The organism is Roseibium sp. FZY0029 (assembly GCF_036350355.1).
In the GTDB taxonomy this organism is placed as follows: Bacteria; Pseudomonadota; Alphaproteobacteria; order Rhizobiales; family Stappiaceae; genus Roseibium.
Map to the genome: position 1 here is coordinate 55,655 of NZ_JAZDVZ010000014.1, position 16,831 is coordinate 72,485.

14 protein-coding genes are annotated in these 16,831 nt (G+C 60.3%); 5 read left to right on the top strand and 9 right to left on the bottom strand.

Annotation, left to right across the window (positions count from 1 at the left end):
- Nucleotides 1-122: 122 nt before the first annotated feature.
- Genes V1T76_RS28005 through V1T76_RS28030 form a run of 6 tightly spaced genes read right to left on the bottom strand, consistent with a single transcriptional unit; the run spans nucleotide 123 to nucleotide 7,250 of the window.
- Nucleotides 123-1,715 (bottom strand): gamma-glutamyltransferase family protein, encoded by a 1,593-nt coding sequence (locus V1T76_RS28005; protein ID WP_330563959.1) that lies wholly within the window; start codon nucleotides 1,713-1,715, stop codon nucleotides 123-125.
- Between the two features lies 1 nt (nucleotide 1,716).
- Entirely contained in the window at nucleotides 1,717-2,823 is a 1,107-nt protein-coding gene (locus V1T76_RS28010; protein ID WP_330563960.1) for an ABC transporter ATP-binding protein, read from the bottom strand.
- Entirely contained in the window at nucleotides 2,820-3,809 is a 990-nt protein-coding gene (locus V1T76_RS28015) for an ABC transporter ATP-binding protein (protein ID WP_330563961.1), read from the bottom strand. The genes V1T76_RS28010 and V1T76_RS28015 overlap by 4 nt, the downstream gene beginning before the upstream one ends.
- Nucleotides 3,806-4,699, bottom strand: coding sequence for an ABC transporter permease (locus tag V1T76_RS28020; RefSeq protein WP_330563962.1), 894 nt, complete (start codon nucleotides 4,697-4,699; stop codon nucleotides 3,806-3,808). The genes V1T76_RS28015 and V1T76_RS28020 overlap by 4 nt, the downstream gene beginning before the upstream one ends.
- Nucleotides 4,696-5,646: an ABC transporter permease gene (locus V1T76_RS28025; RefSeq protein ID WP_330563963.1), complete on the bottom strand. Its 951-nt coding sequence runs from the start codon at nucleotides 5,644-5,646 to the stop codon at nucleotides 4,696-4,698. The genes V1T76_RS28020 and V1T76_RS28025 overlap by 4 nt, the downstream gene beginning before the upstream one ends.
- On the bottom strand, nucleotides 5,646-7,250 hold the full coding sequence (locus V1T76_RS28030; protein WP_330563964.1) for an ABC transporter substrate-binding protein: 1,605 nt from the start codon (nucleotides 7,248-7,250) through the stop codon (nucleotides 5,646-5,648). The genes V1T76_RS28025 and V1T76_RS28030 overlap by 1 nt, the downstream gene beginning before the upstream one ends.
- 197 nt (nucleotides 7,251-7,447) lie before the next feature.
- Here V1T76_RS28030 and V1T76_RS28035 point away from each other — a divergent pair, with 197 nt between their 5' ends.
- Nucleotides 7,448-8,092, top strand: a complete 645-nt coding sequence (locus tag V1T76_RS28035; protein WP_330563965.1) for a GntR family transcriptional regulator — start codon at nucleotides 7,448-7,450, stop codon at nucleotides 8,090-8,092.
- A gap of 446 nt (nucleotides 8,093-8,538) precedes the next feature.
- Here the strand turns inward: V1T76_RS28035 and V1T76_RS28040 are convergent, their stop codons facing one another.
- Together V1T76_RS28040 and V1T76_RS28045 are read right to left on the bottom strand one after the other, a co-directional pair.
- Nucleotides 8,539-9,135 carry a DedA family protein gene (locus V1T76_RS28040; protein WP_330563966.1) on the bottom strand — a complete coding sequence of 199 codons (597 nt, stop codon included), beginning with the start codon at nucleotides 9,133-9,135 and terminating at the stop codon, nucleotides 8,539-8,541.
- 3 nt (nucleotides 9,136-9,138) lie between these two features.
- The gene (locus tag V1T76_RS28045; RefSeq protein ID WP_330563967.1) at nucleotides 9,139-9,585 is read right to left on the bottom strand and encodes a hypothetical protein; all 447 of its coding nucleotides are present in this window, start codon (nucleotides 9,583-9,585) and stop codon (nucleotides 9,139-9,141) included.
- A gap of 411 nt (nucleotides 9,586-9,996) precedes the next feature.
- Here V1T76_RS28045 and V1T76_RS28050 point away from each other — a divergent pair, with 411 nt between their 5' ends.
- A complete protein-coding gene (locus V1T76_RS28050; protein ID WP_330563968.1) occupies nucleotides 9,997-10,527 on the top strand; it encodes a hemerythrin domain-containing protein in 531 nt (176 codons plus the stop codon).
- Nucleotides 10,528-10,686: 159 nt separating this feature from the next.
- On the opposite strand, the gene V1T76_RS28055 is transcribed toward V1T76_RS28050, so the two are convergent.
- On the bottom strand, nucleotides 10,687-12,330 hold the full coding sequence (locus V1T76_RS28055; protein ID WP_330563969.1) for a cation:proton antiporter: 1,644 nt from the start codon (nucleotides 12,328-12,330) through the stop codon (nucleotides 10,687-10,689).
- A 551-nt stretch (nucleotides 12,331-12,881) separates the two neighbouring features.
- Here V1T76_RS28055 and V1T76_RS28060 point away from each other — a divergent pair.
- From V1T76_RS28060 to V1T76_RS28070, 3 genes are all read left to right on the top strand, one after another.
- Entirely contained in the window at nucleotides 12,882-13,274 is a 393-nt protein-coding gene (locus V1T76_RS28060) for a tautomerase family protein (protein ID WP_330563970.1), read from the top strand.
- Nucleotides 13,275-13,618: 344 nt separating this feature from the next.
- A complete protein-coding gene (gene poxB / locus V1T76_RS28065; protein ID WP_330563971.1) occupies nucleotides 13,619-15,337 on the top strand; it encodes a ubiquinone-dependent pyruvate dehydrogenase in 1,719 nt (572 codons plus the stop codon).
- A 173-nt stretch (nucleotides 15,338-15,510) separates the two neighbouring features.
- A partial coding sequence (locus V1T76_RS28070; RefSeq protein ID WP_330563972.1) for an MFS transporter occupies nucleotides 15,511-16,831 on the top strand: 1,321 nt, incomplete at its 3' end.

The following is a 16,831-nucleotide window of genomic DNA, read 5'->3' on the forward strand; positions in this document are numbered from 1 at the left end:
GCCAGCCCACACTGACAGCCGCCAGCAATTCCAGAAGCAACGGACGGACAGATTGCGACAGAACCCGTCAAACGTAATCCAGCGTGTCGCCTCCGTTCAGATTTCTCGCAAACGGTTAGGCTCTAGAACCCCAGTGCCATTCCGTCCTTGCGGCTGTCGCTGCCGCCGATGAGGACGCCGTTTTGCGTGTCGATACGGATTGCCTGGCTGCCTCCGAGGGGGCTCTCCACCACCTTGAGTTTGTGACCGCGGGCGGCAAGGTCAGCGCGGGTCGTCTCGCCGATGCCCGGTTCGATCTGCAATTCGCCGCCAAAAGCGAAACTGCGCGGTGCGTCCATGGCAGCCTGCAGATCCAGCCCGAGATCCAGAACACCGGATAGGAAGGCTGCGTGACCAGACGCCTGGTAATGGCCGCCCATGACGCCGAACGGCATCACCGCTGCGCCATCCTTGCACAGCATCCCGGGAATGATCGTATGCATCGGGCGCTTCTTCGGGGCGATCACATTGGGGTGTCCTTCGATCAGGCGGAACGAGCTACCGCGCGAATGGAAGAGCACGCCGGTCTTCGGATCGACCCGCGTGGAACCAAAACCATGGAAGATGGAATTGATGAAGGAAATCGCGTTGCCTTGCGCATCGACCACGCTGAGGTAGATCGTATCCTTGTGTTCCGGTTCATCCCAGAGGGTCGGCGGCAGGGCGCGGTCCATTCGGATTCGTGCCGCAAGCGTGTCGATGACGCGATCGGATAGAAGCGTCTCCGCCAGTCCCTCGCAGGCGGCTGGGTCAGCCAGAAGCACGTCGCGGTGATGATAGGCCAGTTTCGTCGCCTCGGCATGCAGGTGAATACGGTCTGCCTCGGAAAGCCCCTGCCCCATGTCGAACTTCGAAAGCAGCCGCAGGATCACAAGTGCAACAAGCCCCTGGCCGTTGGGCGGGCATTCCAGCACGTCATATCCGCCGTAGGAAGCCGAGATCGGCTCCACCCAATGCGCCTGTGTGCTGCCTTCGTTGAAATCTTCTTCCGTATGAAGACCGCCGAGCGACCGCAGATGCGCAGCCATGTTTGAACCGGTTTCGCCTTCGTAGAAACCGGCAGCGCCTTTTGACGCGATCTCCTTGAGGCGTCCTGCCAGAAGAGGCTGCGCGTGCCGCTCCCCTGCAACCGGGGCTTTTCCATTCGGCAGAAACACCTTGGCAGCATGAGGATCGCTTCCGATCAATGCTGCATGCGCGCTCCAGTCCATCGCAACACGTGGTGTCACGGGATAGCCATTCTCAGCATAGCCGATTGCACGGGCAAAGAGCCGGTCCAGCGGCAGCGACCCGTGGTCCGCATGAAGGAGGCACCAGGCGGAAATCGCTCCTGGCACGGTGACGGAATGCGGGCTGGTCTGCGGTATTTCGCCTTCGAGACCTGCTGCCTGCAGCGCCTCCAAAGTGGCCGCGGCCGGCGCACGGCCCGAACCGTTCAGTGCCTTCACCTTGCCGCCCTTCGGCGCGTAGAGGGCAAAGCAATCGCCGCCAATACCCGTCATCAGCGGATCGACCACACACTGGACGGCGACCGCAGCAATCGCGGCGTCCACGGCATTCCCGCCGTCCGTCAAGACCTCCAGACCGGCGGCGGTCGAAAGGGGGTGGGATGTTGCGATCATCGCCTCGGAAGCCAGGGTCGAGGGGCGGCGGGCGGAAAAGAAATCGAAAGTCATGTTAGTCCCGGGAAAGAGGAGTGTCGGTTTGGTTTTGAATGTCAGCGGCGACAGCCGTCGAAGACATGTCCGCGTCAGAAACAAGGGGCAGCCCTTCGCCTTCTGACAAAGGGTGAAGGCAGGCAACGGATCGCCCGGCACCGTGCTGCGCGAGATAGGGATCACGGGTCCGGCAATCGCCTTTCACTGCGGGGCAGCGGGTGGAAAACCGGCACCCCTTCGGAAGATCCAGCGGACTGGGTATCTCGCCGGGCAGAGGCTCCGGCAAAGGTTCGAAGAAACGCGGCGCGGCAGCCCTCAGAGCGGCGGAATAGGGATGAGCCGGCGCGGCAAGAACATCGTTCGTCGCACCCGTTTCGACGATCCGGCCGAGATACATGATCGCGATCTTTTCGCAAAGGTAGCTAGCGACGCCAAGATCGTGGGTGATGAAGACCAACGTCAGGCCCATGTCCTGCTGCAGACCACGAAGCAGGGTCAGAAGTTGCGCCTGGGTGGAAACGTCTAGGCCCGAAACGGCCTCGTCCGCCACCAGAACGGAAGGTTCGCTCGCCAGCGCGCGCGCAATGGCCACCCGGCGAACCTGACCGCCCGAAAGACCGGAAGGATAGCGCTGCGCTGTATCCACCGGAAGGCCGACCCGATCAAGCAGCTGGGCGACACGAGCAGGCTCCTCGTCGCGCGAAACGATGCCGAAATGCCGGAGCGGTTCGGCAATGAGCGCGCCCACCGTCATGCGTGGATCGAGCGAGCCTCTGGCGTCCTGATAGACGAGCGCGACATCGCGTGCGAATTCGGTGCCCTTGCTGCGCACGTCCGAGATCGGCCGACCGCGATAGTTGGCTCGCCCGTCGGTGGGGGCATCCAGCCCGAGGAGAACCCTCAGCAGCGTGGATTTTCCAGAGCCACTTTCGCCCACGAGGGCGAGCGAAGCTCCGTCATTTATGCGAAGTCGCACGCCGTCGAGAGCTTTCAGCCCGACCGTTTCCCGGCTGAACCGACGTCCGGGCTTTGGCACCTGAAAGGTTTTCTCCACGTCGATCAACTCGAAGACGGGCGTTTCGGCTGCGGGTTTCTCGCGCAGCGGTTCTGAACGTGTTCTGGTCATTCCGGATTCCAGCAGGCAAAGGCGTGATCGGACGCGCCGTCGCGGTCGTTGCTGGCGGGCGTCAGAGGGGGCATTTCGTTGGCGCACCGCGGCAATGCCCGCGGACAACGGGTGGCGAAACGGCACCCTGGCGGCATGCTGTCATGTGACGGAACGGTCCCCTCCGGGGCCTCCAGGTCCTGCCGTCCGATTTCCAGAACGCAAGACTTGAGCTGCCTGGTATAGGGGTGGCGATGCCGTTCCAGAACGTCGCGGGCTGGGCCGCACTCCACCACCTGCCCGGCATAAAGAACCACGATCCTGTCGCAGGACTGGCTGGCAAGAGCGAGGTCGTGCAGAACGAAGATGCAACTCGCCCCCCGGGCCCGTGTCTGGGACAGGATCAGCCGCACGATCTGCGCCTGGATCGTCACGTCGAGCGCCGAAGTCGGCTCATCGGCCAGAAGAAGGTCCGGATTGCATGCAAGCGCAATCGCGACCATCACCCGTTGCTGCATGCCACCCGAGAGTTGGTGAGGAAAAGCGGAAAGCCGGGCCTCGGCGTCGTTGATCCCGACGGAGGAAAACAGGTCTACAGCCCGTTCGCGTGCGTCCCGCCGCGAGAGGCCCAGATTTCGGCGCAAGGCACTGATCAGCTGTCGTCCGACCGTATAGGCCGGATTCAGAGCGGCCCCGGCGTCCTGAAAGATCATCGAGATGCGCTGGCCCCGGAGCTTCACAAGTTGCTTCGAAGGCAGAGACAGCAGGTCGCCCGTGCCCTCAAGCTCCGCATGCCCCTCGACCTTGGCACCACTCAGAAGCCCCATGAGCGCGGTTGCGATCGTCGATTTGCCTGCACCGCTTTCACCGACGAGAGCAAGTGTCTCGCCTTTTTCGACGGTCAGCTTTACCCGGTCGAGGATCTTCGCCGCGCCGCGGTGAACACTCAGGTCATCCACGATCAGGAGCGGCTGCGGAGCGGCGTTCAGGGTCGGTGTCCCGGTCATGCACCCCTCCTCAATTTTGGATCGAATTCTTCGCGAACCCCATCGCCGACGATGGAAAGCGCAATCAGAAGCAGAGCCAGTGCGAACCCCGGCATGGCCGACATCCAGGGCGCAAAGCTGACGAAGGCCCGGCCTTCTGCAATCATCAGCCCCCAGTCCGGCGTGGGCGGTGTCACACCGATGCCGAGAAAGGAAAGCGACGAGGACACCAGGATCGCTTCAGAAATACGAATGGTGACCTGCACCGCCAGAGGGAAGATCACATTCGGCAGGATATGGCGCCAGATCACCTTGAGCCGGGGGATCGACATCAGATGCGCCGCCTCCACGAACAGTTGCACGCGCACCTGCATGACGTCCGCCCTGACGGTTCTCGCAAAAGGCCCGATCAGAGAAAGCCCCACGGCGATGATCACCTTGTCGACCCCCTGCCCCAGGATGGCGATAAAGGCGACGGCAAGGATCAGGGACGGCAAGGCCAGGATGGAATCGATCAGCCGCATCAGCACCCATTCCACCCAGCCACCGGAAAGGCCGGCGGCAAGCCCGACGACGAGCCCGCCCGTCGCGCCGATCAGCACCGAGAAGAAGCCGATGGCCAGCGCATAGCGGGCACCGAAGATCACCCGGGAGAGAATGTCCTTGCCATAGCTGTCGGTGCCAAGCGGATGCGCCACGGATGGCGGCTGCATCATGGCATCAATCGATTGGGCTAAAGGGCTGTAGGGCGTAATCCAGGGCGCAAACACCGACGCCAGGACGTAGCCCAGCGCAACCAGCAGCGCGGCGGTAAAGAACGGACGGCGGACGAAGATGGACCGGACCGCGGTCGTTTTTATGGCTTGAGCACCGGGATGCCCGGAAGGTTCGGAAATATCTGGAAGCGTCACTTGCGATCCCTTAGCCGTGGGTCGAGCAGGGGATAGGACAAATCAACCAGCAGGTTGACCCCAATGAACAACGTCGCAGTCATCATCACACCGGCCTGAACGACGGCGTATTCGCGCCCAAGCACCGCACTTGTCAGCATCTGACCGATACCGGGAAGATTGAAGACGGTTTCGGTGAGGACCGTGCCCTGCAGCAGCACCCCGAGTTGCAGTCCGAGAATGGTGACCAGAGGCATGGCGATATTGCGCACGCCATGAACCCAGATGACCCGCCAGTTCGGTTCGCCGCGCGCCCGGGCGGCGGCGATATAGGGCTGCTCGAGCACTTCGATCAGTGTCGCCCGCGTCAGGCGGGTGATCATGGCGATGAAATAGGTGGACAGCGTGAGGGCGGGCAGGATGATGTGATAGATCCCCGTCCAGAAATCCTGCCACGGCGAGACGTAGCCCATAACGGGAAAGAGCCCGAGCTTCACGCCGAAGAACCAGATCAGCAGGATCCCCAGAAGGAAGGAAGGGAAAGCCGTGCCGGTAAGCGCGAAGACGGCTGCACCCGCGTCGAAGGCCGTATCCTTCTTGACCGCCGACAAAACGCCAAGCGGCACACCGATGAGAATGGCAAAAGCCAGCGAGAACGACGCCAGCGTCAAGGTTACCGGCAGCGCTTCCTTGAAGGCGTAGGTGAAAATGTCGGTATGGGCAACAAAAGACGTCCCCCAGTCACCCTGGACAAAGTTCAGGGCCCAGTGGGCATATTGCACGAGAAAAGGCTGGTCGAGCCCCATCTCGGCAACGAGAGACTCGTAAGCCTCCGGTGAATATTCGGAACCGAGCATGATCTGTACCGGGTCGCCCGGTGCCAGCTTCAGAAGACCGAAACTGGCGACCGAGACGACGAAGAGTACAGCAAGCGTCTGCCCGATCCTGGCAAGCGCATGCAGCAACATCAGGCGAGGCTCACAGTATGCAGGTTGACGAGATCCGCGGGGATGTAATTGAAGCCCTGTACCTTTTTGGAGAACACCTTGTAGATCGGCATATGCGCCATGACCGCGATCGGCGCCTCGTCCATCAGAAGGTCCTCGGCGGCGTAGTAGAGCTTCCGGCGCTCGGCCACTTCCAGAACGACCTGGGCTTTGGCGCAATAGTCGTCGAAGTCGGTGTTTTTCCAGCCACAGAAGTTCCACGCGCCATCCGACTTGAACTCCGGATAGATCGTTTCGTCAGGATCAAGATCGGCGACCCATTCGAAATCATAAAGATCGAACTCGCCGGAGTTGCGTCTGCTGACCCATGCTGCGGGCTCGATAAGCTCCAGGTTTGCCTTGATGCCGATCTGTTCGAGCATCGGGGCGACGGTCTGGGCTATTCGGGTACCGACCGGCCCACGCTCGGCCATGATATAATTGACCTCGATCTCACCCTGGTTGGCGGCCTTTGACCGGAATTCCTTTGCCTTGGCGAGATCGAACCACTGGCCGCGGCCCGATTCTGCGATATTAGGATCGAAGAAACCGCTCATGGGTGGGGAGATCGGCGTATAGGCCTGCTGGGCCTTGCCGAAATAGGCTTGCTTGACGAGCGTTTCGCGGTCGAGTGCCCATGCCACCGCACGGCGCAGGTTCATATCATCGAAGGGCGCCCTTCGGCAGTTCATGCCAACGAAGGTGTAGTTACCCTCGATAGCGCCGTACAGCTCGGCATTCGGGAAGGCTGAAACCTGGTCGACCAGTTGCATCGGGCAATCGGTCATGCCATCGATCTGGCCCGAAAACAGAGCTGCAAGCGCGGTCGAGGCTTCGCGCATCAGCACGAAAGTGGCGCGCTCCAGTTTCGGCAGGCCGGGTTCAAAATAGTCGGTATTTGCCTCCAGCTCGATCGCATCGTTTTCCTTCCAGGAAACAAACTTGAACGGGCCCGTGCCGACCGGATTGCGGCCATACTCGGTGCCGTATTTCTCGACCGCCGCCGGGCTCACAATCGTTCCCGCGCGCCCGGTGGAGCCGTTGAGCGCGACCGGCAGGAAGGCATAGGGTTTGGAGAACTTGAGCCGGACCGTGAGCGGATCGACAATCTCGATCTCGTCCAGAAGGCTCAGCTTCCAGGCGTGGGGAGAAGTCGGCTTGCCGTCTCTGACGCGAAGAAGCGAAAACTTGACGGCCTCTGCATCGCAGGGTGTTCCGTCGTGAAACTTGACGCCGTCGCGAAGCTTGAAGAGATGGGTCTTGTCGTCTTCCAGATCCCAGGTTTCGGCAAGGTCAGGCTCGAACCGGACGGTTTCGCCGTCATAGGTGATCTTGAGAAGACCATTGTGAATGTTGTTGATGATCTGGATCGCGGAGAGGAACCCGGTGAAGTGGGGATCCAGAGTGTCGATGACTTTCACCGACGCGATTTTGATATGCCCGCTTTGTTGCGCGCGCGCGGCGCCGGGGATACCGCTGACGCCGGCAGCGACGATGCCGGCCCCCATTCCCTTGAGAAGGGTTCTACGTCCGAGTTGCGTGGAAAGCCGCTCGGCCAGGATCTTCCTGTGGTCTATATCGGTCATTACGTCTCTCTCTGGTTGGCATCCTTTATTTCCTTCCCTAGCTCTTGGGTTTCGAGCGACCGGCCTTTGGCTCTGTTCGCCCCTAGATCAGTCATCGCAACCTCCCGCTGCAACACCCGATCAGACAGCAGAACGTTGACACGAAATGTATACATGTGCAAGCTCTCAGTGCACATTAATGAACCGGGACAAAGCGCATGACCGGGAGAGCCGCCGATGCCATTCTCGACGCCCTGATAGCTCGGATCGTCTCCGGCCAGCTGCCGCCAGGCGACCCGCTGGCGGAACAGACCCTTGCCGAACAGTTCGGTGTATCTCGAACCCCGGTGCGCGAGGCGCTTCACCGGTTGGAACAGGTGAACCTTGCCGTGCGGGGGGCCCGCCGCGCCTTCGTGGTGCGCGAAATGAAGGCGGAGGAACTTTCCGAACTGTTTGAAGCGGTTGGCGAAGTTGAGAGCGCGCTGGCAAGCCTCGCGGCACATCGCATGAGCGAGATAGAGCGCTTCACGCTTCAGGCGCTTCTGGAGGAAGGGGAAGCCTGCGGCGATGATCCGAAAGCCTATGGCGAGGTCAACGCCCGCTTTCACGAGGCGATCAATGCTGGCGCCCACAATACGGTCCTTGCCGCCACTTGGGCGGAGTTGAACACCCGAACACTTCCCTGGCGCGTGGCGAATTTTACCGAGGACCAGCGCAGGCTTGTCAGCTCGCGTGCAGAGCACAGGGCGATTACAGAAGCCATCGTTGCCCGGAACGCCGAAAAGACTCGCCGTCTGATGCGTAGCCACGTTGCCGCCTCTTACACCGTTGCGGCCAGGATACTGGCAAGACGATCGTCCTGATTCCGAAGACCCCGATGCAATTTGCTGCAGAAGGCAACGCCTCGAAGCGGCACCTTTTTGCTGTCGTAACGGCTCTGTTGCAAATATCGAGATCGGACAGTTTCTGACCTTTGCCGAGGTGTCTGCTTGGTTTTTGGCACACCGAAGATGGGTTTCGAGTAATGCGCTCGCGCTAAATACCCCCCATTTGAATTAGACTTTTCCCCGATGATTTTTCCGGATGGGGAAAGAGCGAATTTGATGAAGGCTGGTTCCTGCTACCCTCGCCGCGCGCAACGTGAAGTGCCGCACCAAGTGGCAAAAGGGTTGGACCAACAGGAAGATCAGGCTTGCAACATCGCCGCTCTGTTCAGGGTTGAGCGAGACGATTTCGATCAGCAACAAGTGTGAAAGCGTCGCCTCTGCCGTATGACCGGCTCATCGAAAAGTTACGGATTGTGTGGCCATCAGCGCCTGCGCCGTTTTCGAACCAGACGAATGGCGACGAAGATCACGACCGCGATGATTGCCACAAGCGGAACCGCATGCATCGCGTTCGGATGGTGCGTCAACCAGTGCGCGGCTCTGCCGCCAAGCACGGTCCATAGCCCGGCCCAGGCCGCTGCGCCGACGATGTTGGCGATCAGGAACCGAGGCCAGGGCATTCCCGTCGACCCCGCAACCAGTCCGTTGAACTGGCGCAGCACGACGAAAAACCGCGCGAATACGACCATGAACGCGCCGTATTTCTCCGTTGCGGCCTCCACGCGCGCGTAGCGCGCCTGTGTCAGGCCCACACGGTCGCCGTAGCGCGCTACCAGCAACTGGCCGTATCGGTGCCCGATGACGTAACCGATGTTGTCACCAATGACCGCCCCCGCCCAAGCCGCCAGGAAAACGTACGGCAGGCGTGTTGCGCCCGCGCCGGCGGCGGCCGAGGCGGCAATCAGCGCGCTTTCGCCGGGCAGAGGCAAGCCGAAGGCCTCCAGAAGGACCGTTACGAAGACTGCCGCAGGGATGCTCCCGCCCAGCAGTCCCCAGCTGGAGATGAGCGAGATCTTCATCGCTCATCGCGCTCCACGGATCGCTTTGATGATCGCAAAGGGTTCATGTGGCTGTCCGATGCTTTGCTTTAGGCCAACGGGCTTGCCGCCGGACAGCTCACGCATCCTTGCGGCGACCTCCAGTAACTCGATCCGCGCGGAAAAGGCCGAATGGCCACGCGGCGACAGGGGATGAGGCGTGCCGCCAAGGTCGTCCTTGAGGATGTAGCTGTGAACATTGGGCCGCAGATGGTGAAACAGCCACCTGATCCGGCCAGCCACGGAGCAGTTACGCGTGCTCGACCAGCGGGTCTTGAACGCGCCGGAGGGCCCGAGAAGGACGACAACGGCCATTTCCAGTCCGAACCAGACCCATCCCACGGCAACGGCGAGCAGAAGTCCAACCGCTGTGATGATCGGGATGATCGCCTGCTTTGATAGGTCAAGTAGGCTGATCGGTTGATTGTTCACTTTTTCTTCTTTCTTTTTTGCTCAACACAATGTGCCTGCGGCCTGTCGTCAGTGCCAAGGCACCACTTCTGGGTCCTTACTTGACTCCGGTCAAGATCTATCACCTTTGTTTCTTGTTTCTTACTTGTTCCGGGTCAAGCGCTTGCGCTGCATTCCTGCTTACCAGAACTGACCAGTGATCGGAATTTCTTGAAAATTTTTTTGCCAAAGCTGAAATATTTTGGGTTCGTATCTGCAGGTCGGGGCTTTCAGATCGCCTCCGGCGCAGCTTGGGGTCAGAGAGCGGGGCAGCTCTCACGTCTCCTGACCGAGACTTGAACACAAAATCGGATGCCCTAAAAATATCCGAACATTTGAGGAGCTCATTCTGACCGCGTTTCGAGCGCCACTCTGCAACCCGAAGGAATAAAGATGGACGTCACTCAGATCATCCTGCAGGACCACGCCGAACAACGCCGTCTGTTTGCCGCGATCAACGAGATAGACCCAAGCGAAACCGAAGCCCTCGCGGCCGTGTGGGGTCGCCTGAAAGCCCTGCTTGATTCTCATGCGGAGGCCGAAGAACGCTTTTTCTATCCTGACCTCCTGAAAACAGGCGCCGGTGCTGCCGATGCCGACGATGCTGAGGAAGAGACACGCGACGCCATCGGTGATCACAACGAAATCCGGGATACCGGCGAAAAGGTGCAGAATTACGAGGTTGGTTCGCCGGAGTGGTTCTCGGCAGTCGCCGCCTGCGAGGTCGCCAACAGCGATCACATGGGTGAAGAAGAGCGTCAGGGCCTCGCGGATTTCCGCAAACGCAACTCTCTGGAGGAGCGCCACAAATTGGGCGTGCGCTTCCTGGCGTTTCAGTGCGCACACCTGACGGGCGTAGCTGTCAAGGACAAGGATGTGGACGACTACGTCGAGGATCCGGCGCAGACACTGGGCAACGTCTGAACCGAGCGCCCCGGAACGCATATCGCGGCCACGAGGGAGCTGCCTTCGCAATCACTTGGCAATCCGGGTTGCAGAAATTCCAAATATGCCTGACGCGCATCCGGTAGGTGCGCGTCAGCGCTTGGCCATACCCCTTTCGGGCTCTCGCCAGACCTAAGGCTAGTCGTGTCCCCGCTGGGACTTGATGGCGCTCTCCAAATCGATGCGCCGGTCAAGTTCCACCGCCTGGCTGACCGTGATCGCGCCCTCGTTTCTTAGATCCTTTAAGAAACGGCGCTCTGCTTTCAGCGCGGCACTGTGAAGATCGCAGCGCAGTTCGGCGGCGGACTCTCTGTCATCCGCATCAAATTCGTGACGTAAGCTGTCCAGCCGATGTTGGTAGATTTCCATGATTTCGCCCGTGGCCGCGTCGAGGGCAGTGGTGTCTTCCATGTCCTTTGCCCGATCCGAGCGCGCATCTTTCAGCGCCGACAGGGCTGCTTCCGCCATACGGACCTCAATCTCCCGCAACTCGTCCCTGGTCGATCCGGTTCCATGCCAGTCAAGCCACCGAAGGCAGACCGGCAGCAGCAGTCCCGTCAGGGTCGTGGTGGATACGATCACCACGGCGGCAACCAGGATGGCAAGGTCTCGGGTCTCCAGCGAAATCTCGCCAGAGGATGTTGCGGGCAACGTCAGGATTGCGGCGAGTGTCAGTGCTCCGCGCGGTGAGGCCACCGTCATCGATATCAGCAGCGGGAGCAACTTCGGACCCGCATCGCCCGTGCGCAGTTTTCGCCAGGCCGGCAGCACGCCAAAGACGATGCCAAGGACGATCAGCCTGACCGCGTAGAGCGCGATCAGGATCAGGCCGATCTGCAGGACAAGGCTTTCCACCCCTTTCAGATTGGCAGTTCCGGACACCTTCAGTCCGCTCTCCAACAGTCTTGGAAGTTGCTCGCCCAGCAGCACGAAGACCGCCCCGTTCAGCGTATAGCTGATCAGGTTCCAGATTGCGCGTCGCTCCAACCGATGAACCCCGCCGCCCAGTTTCGCTGAATGGCGCAAGGTCACGGCCAGACCCGAGGCCGCGGCGGCAAGGACGCCTGACGCACCGACATGCTCGGCCGCAATATAGGCACCGAAGGGAATGAGCACCGTGATGAGTGCCGTCGATCCCGCATCCGCTCCCAGGCGATCATCGATCTTTGCGGTCAGCCAGATGCTGAGCCATGTCACGGCGACACCTATCCCGACGCCCGCGCTCGAAAGCCAGAGGAACTCGCCACCGGCCTGCCAGATTGAAAATCCGCCCGAAGCGATCGCGGCAACCGCGAACTTGAAACACACCAGCCCGACGGAATCGTTCAACAGCGCTTCGCCCTGTAACACGGTCATCAGGCGGCGAGGCATGGGTACACGGGAAGTAATCGCCGAAACCGAAACCGGATCAGTCGGCGAGATCGCCGCTGCAAGGGCAAAGGCCACGGGAAGCGGCAGCTGGGGTAAGATCGTGTGGATCAGGAGGCCGATTGCAACGACGGTGACAAAGACCAGAACAAGCGCCAGGCTCAGCACCGTCGGCGCATCACGCGCCAGGTCATCGCTCGGCAAGCGCCAGCCATCATAGAACAGGAGTGGCGGAACAATCATCAGGAAGAACAGATGCGGATCGAGCGTGATGTTCCATGGTGACAGCGCTCCAATCGCCGCCCCGAGCGCGATTTGCACGAAAGGCCGAGGCAGCCCGGGAACGACTCGCGACAGCAAACTACTGATCACCGTGGCCAGCAGGAACAGGATCACGACGAGACCGTCGTTCATGCGGATCCCACCCGTTGTAATCCATAAACGGTCATGGTTTGGCTTTCCTTCGACTGTGACACCCGAGGGTGGCGTCACCTGCTGCTTGAACGACGATCATACCTACTGAAAACTCTGTCGAACTTTCATCTTTTGCAAGGAACGTTTCTTGGCTCAGGCGGTTCCAGTGGGCCGCAGATCGGCCTTGATCGCGGCACCGTCCGGGCACACGAACTCGCGCCGAACGTCGCTGGAGCCGCGATGGACACCTTTGCGACGCACTCACGAAGCCGCTCTCAAGGCAATTCGGAACGTCTTCAACACTCTGCCAGACCACCCTGAAAGGATGCTTCGCGCCCTCATTTCGGGCATTCGAAGCAGGATCTGGAGATCCCGAAACCAGACACCTACCATTGAAAAGGCTTCATTTCCTTCACTTTCAGATATCCTAAAGGAAGCGGATGGTCGAGAAAGCACAGCTTCAATAAGAAAGGCAGGGAACCAGTCCGGTGGGCAGAGCGTTATAGAGCGATGTAAACGCATCTACAGATCTCTCCAAGAAAGTAACCAAAGTGCCTCTACTGCGAATTGACATGATCGAAGGTCGATCGGAAGAGCAGCTTCAGACCCTTCTAGATACCATTCAGAGCTGCGTCGTTGACGCCTTTGGCGTACCTGATTCCGACCGCTATCAGATCGTCCATGAGCACAAGCCGGGACGCATGGTGTTCCTTGATACCGGTCTCGGCTTCACGCGTTCAAACCAGATGCTTTCGATCCAGTTCTTCACCAGTCCGCGAACGCATGTCGAGAAGATAAAGATCTATCAGCTTCTTGCTGACCGCCTCGAAAAGCAGTGCGGCCTCAATCCCAACGACCTTCTGATTTCCGTGTTCACCAATCGGGAGGAAGACTGGAGCTTCGCCCAGGGTGAAGCACACTACGTCACCGGACGTCTTCCATAAGAGCCCGCGGCAACACCGGTCGGGGCCGCTTTCCAATAGGCCAAACCGGGCGTGTCGCAAAGTTTCTCGCCAGAGAATTTCATTCCGATGCTGCAGGTCTGAATGTCGAATTTTCCAAGATCTGGCTGATCGTCTCACTGGAGAAATCCCCACCGTATAATGGGGTTACGATTTTGGCTTTCACACCAGAATTGTTGTCTACCTATTCAAGCACTCCACGAACTCTGCGACACTCTCCATAACCTTGATCCCGACCCGCCCAAGCCATAGCCGACCCCTTGTCCCGCACAGGCGCTCCCCCTTCCCGAGGGCGCCTCTGATCCATTCCCGAAAGGACCCTGCAGATGACCACTCTTGCCAAACTTCTTGTCGAAACACTCGCCTCCGCCGGGGTAACGCGGATCTGGGGCGTGACGGGTGACAGCCTCAATGCCATTGACGGCGCCCTGCGCGAGAACGGCGAGATCGAGTTCATGCATGTCCGCAACGAAGAGGCCGGAGCATTTGCCACCGGTGCAGAGGCTGCGGTTACGGGCAAGCTCGCGGTCTGCGCAGGCAGTTGCGGGCCGGGCAACCTGCACCTGATCAACGGGCTTTACGACTGCTACCGCAACCGGGTCCCCGTGCTTGCCATCGCATCGCATATCCCCTCGACCGAGATCGGGCTGGGCTTCTTCCAGGAAACCCATCCCACGAAACTGTTCGAAGAATGCAGTGACTTCTGCGAGCTCGTCACCACGCCCAAGCAGATGCCTGGCGTCCTGCACAGGGCCTTGCGCACAGCCATCGGCCGGAACACCGTTTCGGTGATCGTCATCCCTGGCGACGTGTCTCTTCTGGACTTCGACGGCGACACCCCGGCCTTCGTGCCGCCCTCGCCGGTGCGCCGCGTACCAGTCGATAGCGACATCACCGCCGCAGCGGAGCTTTTGAACGGCTCGCGCGACATCACGATCCTGGCCGGGGCCGGTACCATGGGCGCGCATGACGAGGTCGTGGCGCTGGCCGACGCACTGAAAGCGCCGATCGTCCACGCTTTCCGCGGCAAGGAATTCATGGAATGGGACAACCCTTTCGACGTGGGCATGACCGGACTGATCGGATTTTCGTCAGGGTATCACGCTCTGAAAGAATGCGACACGCTGCTGATGCTCGGCACCGACTTTCCCTATCGGAATTTCTACCCCGAGGGTGCCAAGGTCATCCAGGTCGACCGTGAGCCCGGCGCGCTCGGCAAGCGTGTGGCCCTGACAATGGGGATCGAAGCCGACGTTGTGGAATTTGCGCGCATGATCACGCCGAAGATCGACGGAGACCGACCGCGAGAGTTCCTCGACAAGGCGCTCAAGCACTTTGCCAAGGCACGTGAAGACCTCGACGCTTTGGCGGTCCCCAGCAAGCCGGGCAAACCTCTGCACCCGCAGCACATCTATTCGATCGTCAACGAGGTGGCCTCAGAGGATGCGGTCTTTACCGTCGATGTCGGCACGCCCGCGATCTGGGCCGCGCGCTATCTCAAGACCAACGGCAAGCGGCGACTGATCGGCTCGTTCAACCACGGCTCCATGGCGAACGCGATGCCGCAGGCGCTGGGGGTGCAGGCAGCGTTTCCTGACCGGCAGGTCGTGTCCATGTCTGGTGACGGAGGGGTTGCGATGCTGTTCGGCGAATTGCTGACGGCCGTACAACTGAAGCTGCCTGTCAAGATCGTGGTGCTGAACAACGGAACGCTCGGCTTTGTGGAGCTGGAGCAGAAGACCGGTGGCTACCTGCCCGAGAATGTCGCCCTGCAGAACCCAGATTTCGCAAAGGTCGCTGAGGCCATCGGCCTGAAGGGTATTCGTGTCGAGGAGGCCGACGATCTCAAGGGTGCGCTGCAGGACGCCTTCGCCCACGATGGCCCTGCGCTCATCGACGTGGTGTCGAACCGGCAAGAACTGGCCATGCCGCCAACCATCAAGGCCGACGAGGCCATCGGCTTCAGCCTCTATGGCATGCGCGCGATCCTGAACGGACGCGGTGACGAGATCGTGAAACTGGCTACCAGCAACCTCTTCAGATGAGCCCCCAACCAACCGACCGAATTCTTACATTTATTTGATCTTGGGAACCGGCAGAGGAAAGAAACACGATCAAATATAGCCGGAAATAAAACGAGTGCGCAGCGGGGCTGGTCCTGCCGGTGGTGGGCGGTCAGCGCTGCGCATACTGCAACGCCAAGACGGGAGTGATCCGAATGGCAGCCCCAACCTCCCGCTCTGACGGAGCCATGACCCACTATCGCTGGCTCGTCGTCGCGCTTCTCTTCGCCATCGTCGTGATCAACTACATCGACCGCTCGGCGATCTCCTACGCCATCGACCCGATCTCAAAGGAACTGAGCCTGTCAGACAGCCAGAAGGGGCTCATTCTCGGAGCTTTCGGGGTTGGCTACATGGTCACCACCTTCATCGGTGGTATCCTGACCGACCGTTTCGGTCCGCGTATCATCCTGACTGCCGCAGTCATCCTCTGGGCGGTCTCAAGCGCGCTGACCGCCGTCGCCTCCAGCTTCTTCCTTCTTCTGGCTCTGCGCGCGCTCCTGGGTCTTGCGGAAGGACCGATGTTTCCGGGCCTCACCGGTGCCGTCGCCAACTGGCTGTCACCGCGTGAACGCGCACGGGCGTTGGGCTATTCACTGGCAGCGGTGCCTCTCTCGTTGGCCATCGGCGGCCCTGTCGTCAGCGGCATCCTGTCCTTTACCGACTGGCGCACGCTGTACTGGATCCTCGCCGCAGCTAGCATTGTGTGGTTTCCGCTGTGGTTCTGGTTGTTCCGAAACCGGCCGGAAGAATCGGCTCAAGTAAACAAATCCGAATTGGCCCATATCCGGCACAAGGCCGTCGAGGATACCTACACAGACCGTGGCAACAGAAATGTCGTTCCTGCCCGGTCCGACAACGCGACCGAAACAAGCTGGAAGCGGCTGTTCACGAACGGAACGCTTCTAGCCAACTACTGGGCGTTCTTCGTCTTTGGCTATTTCCTGTTCTTCTTCATGACATGGCTGCCGGGATATCTGGAACAGAAGTTTTCGATATCGGTTGCCAATGTGGGCTGGTTCTCTTTCGTGCCCTGGGCGGTCGCCGGTCTGGTGCTGCTGTTGCTTGGCAATCTGTCCGACCGTCTGCTGGAGAAAACCCACAGCCTTCGCATCTCGCGCAGCTGGCAGATCATCATCACGCAGCTGATCGCCGCCGTCGTCATCCTGCCTGTCGCCTTCACCTCGACACTCTGGGTCGCCCTGGCGCTGATCAGCGTTGCGGTCGCGGCCTCCATGGGGGCAAACGCGGTCTACTACGCCGTCAACGTTGACGTGGCCCCGGACCGGTCGGCTACGGCGCTGGGGATAATGGACTTTTTCTTTGCTGTTTCAGGCTTTGCCGCGCCTGCCATCACCGGCTGGGTGGTCGGCAGCAGTGGCGGCTTTGAGCGGGCATTCTTCATCCTCGCCGGGCTGGGAGTGACCTGCTCCCCTGATTGTCCGCATTCAAAAGTTAGCTCTGTTCACGGTGTGA

Excerpts from the sequence above, each read along its gene's own strand:
- V1T76_RS28005 (WP_330563959.1), bottom strand. The coding sequence starts at position 1,715 with ATGACTTTCGATTTCTTTTCCGCCCGCCGCCCCTCGACCCTGGCTTCC.
- V1T76_RS28010 (WP_330563960.1), bottom strand. The coding sequence starts at position 2,823 with ATGACCAGAACACGTTCAGAACCGCTGCGCGAGAAACCCGCAGCCGAA.
- V1T76_RS28015 (WP_330563961.1), bottom strand. The coding sequence starts at position 3,809 with ATGACCGGGACACCGACCCTGAACGCCGCTCCGCAGCCGCTCCTGATC.
- V1T76_RS28025 (WP_330563963.1), bottom strand. The coding sequence starts at position 5,646 with ATGTTGCTGCATGCGCTTGCCAGGATCGGGCAGACGCTTGCTGTACTC.
- V1T76_RS28030 (WP_330563964.1), bottom strand. The coding sequence starts at position 7,250 with ATGACCGATATAGACCACAGGAAGATCCTGGCCGAGCGGCTTTCCACG.
- V1T76_RS28035 (WP_330563965.1), top strand. The coding sequence starts at position 7,448 with ATGACCGGGAGAGCCGCCGATGCCATTCTCGACGCCCTGATAGCTCGG.
- V1T76_RS28040 (WP_330563966.1), bottom strand. The coding sequence starts at position 9,135 with ATGAAGATCTCGCTCATCTCCAGCTGGGGACTGCTGGGCGGGAGCATC.
- V1T76_RS28050 (WP_330563968.1), top strand. The coding sequence starts at position 9,997 with ATGGACGTCACTCAGATCATCCTGCAGGACCACGCCGAACAACGCCGT.
- V1T76_RS28055 (WP_330563969.1), bottom strand. The coding sequence starts at position 12,330 with ATGAACGACGGTCTCGTCGTGATCCTGTTCCTGCTGGCCACGGTGATC.
- poxB (WP_330563971.1), top strand. The coding sequence starts at position 13,619 with ATGACCACTCTTGCCAAACTTCTTGTCGAAACACTCGCCTCCGCCGGG.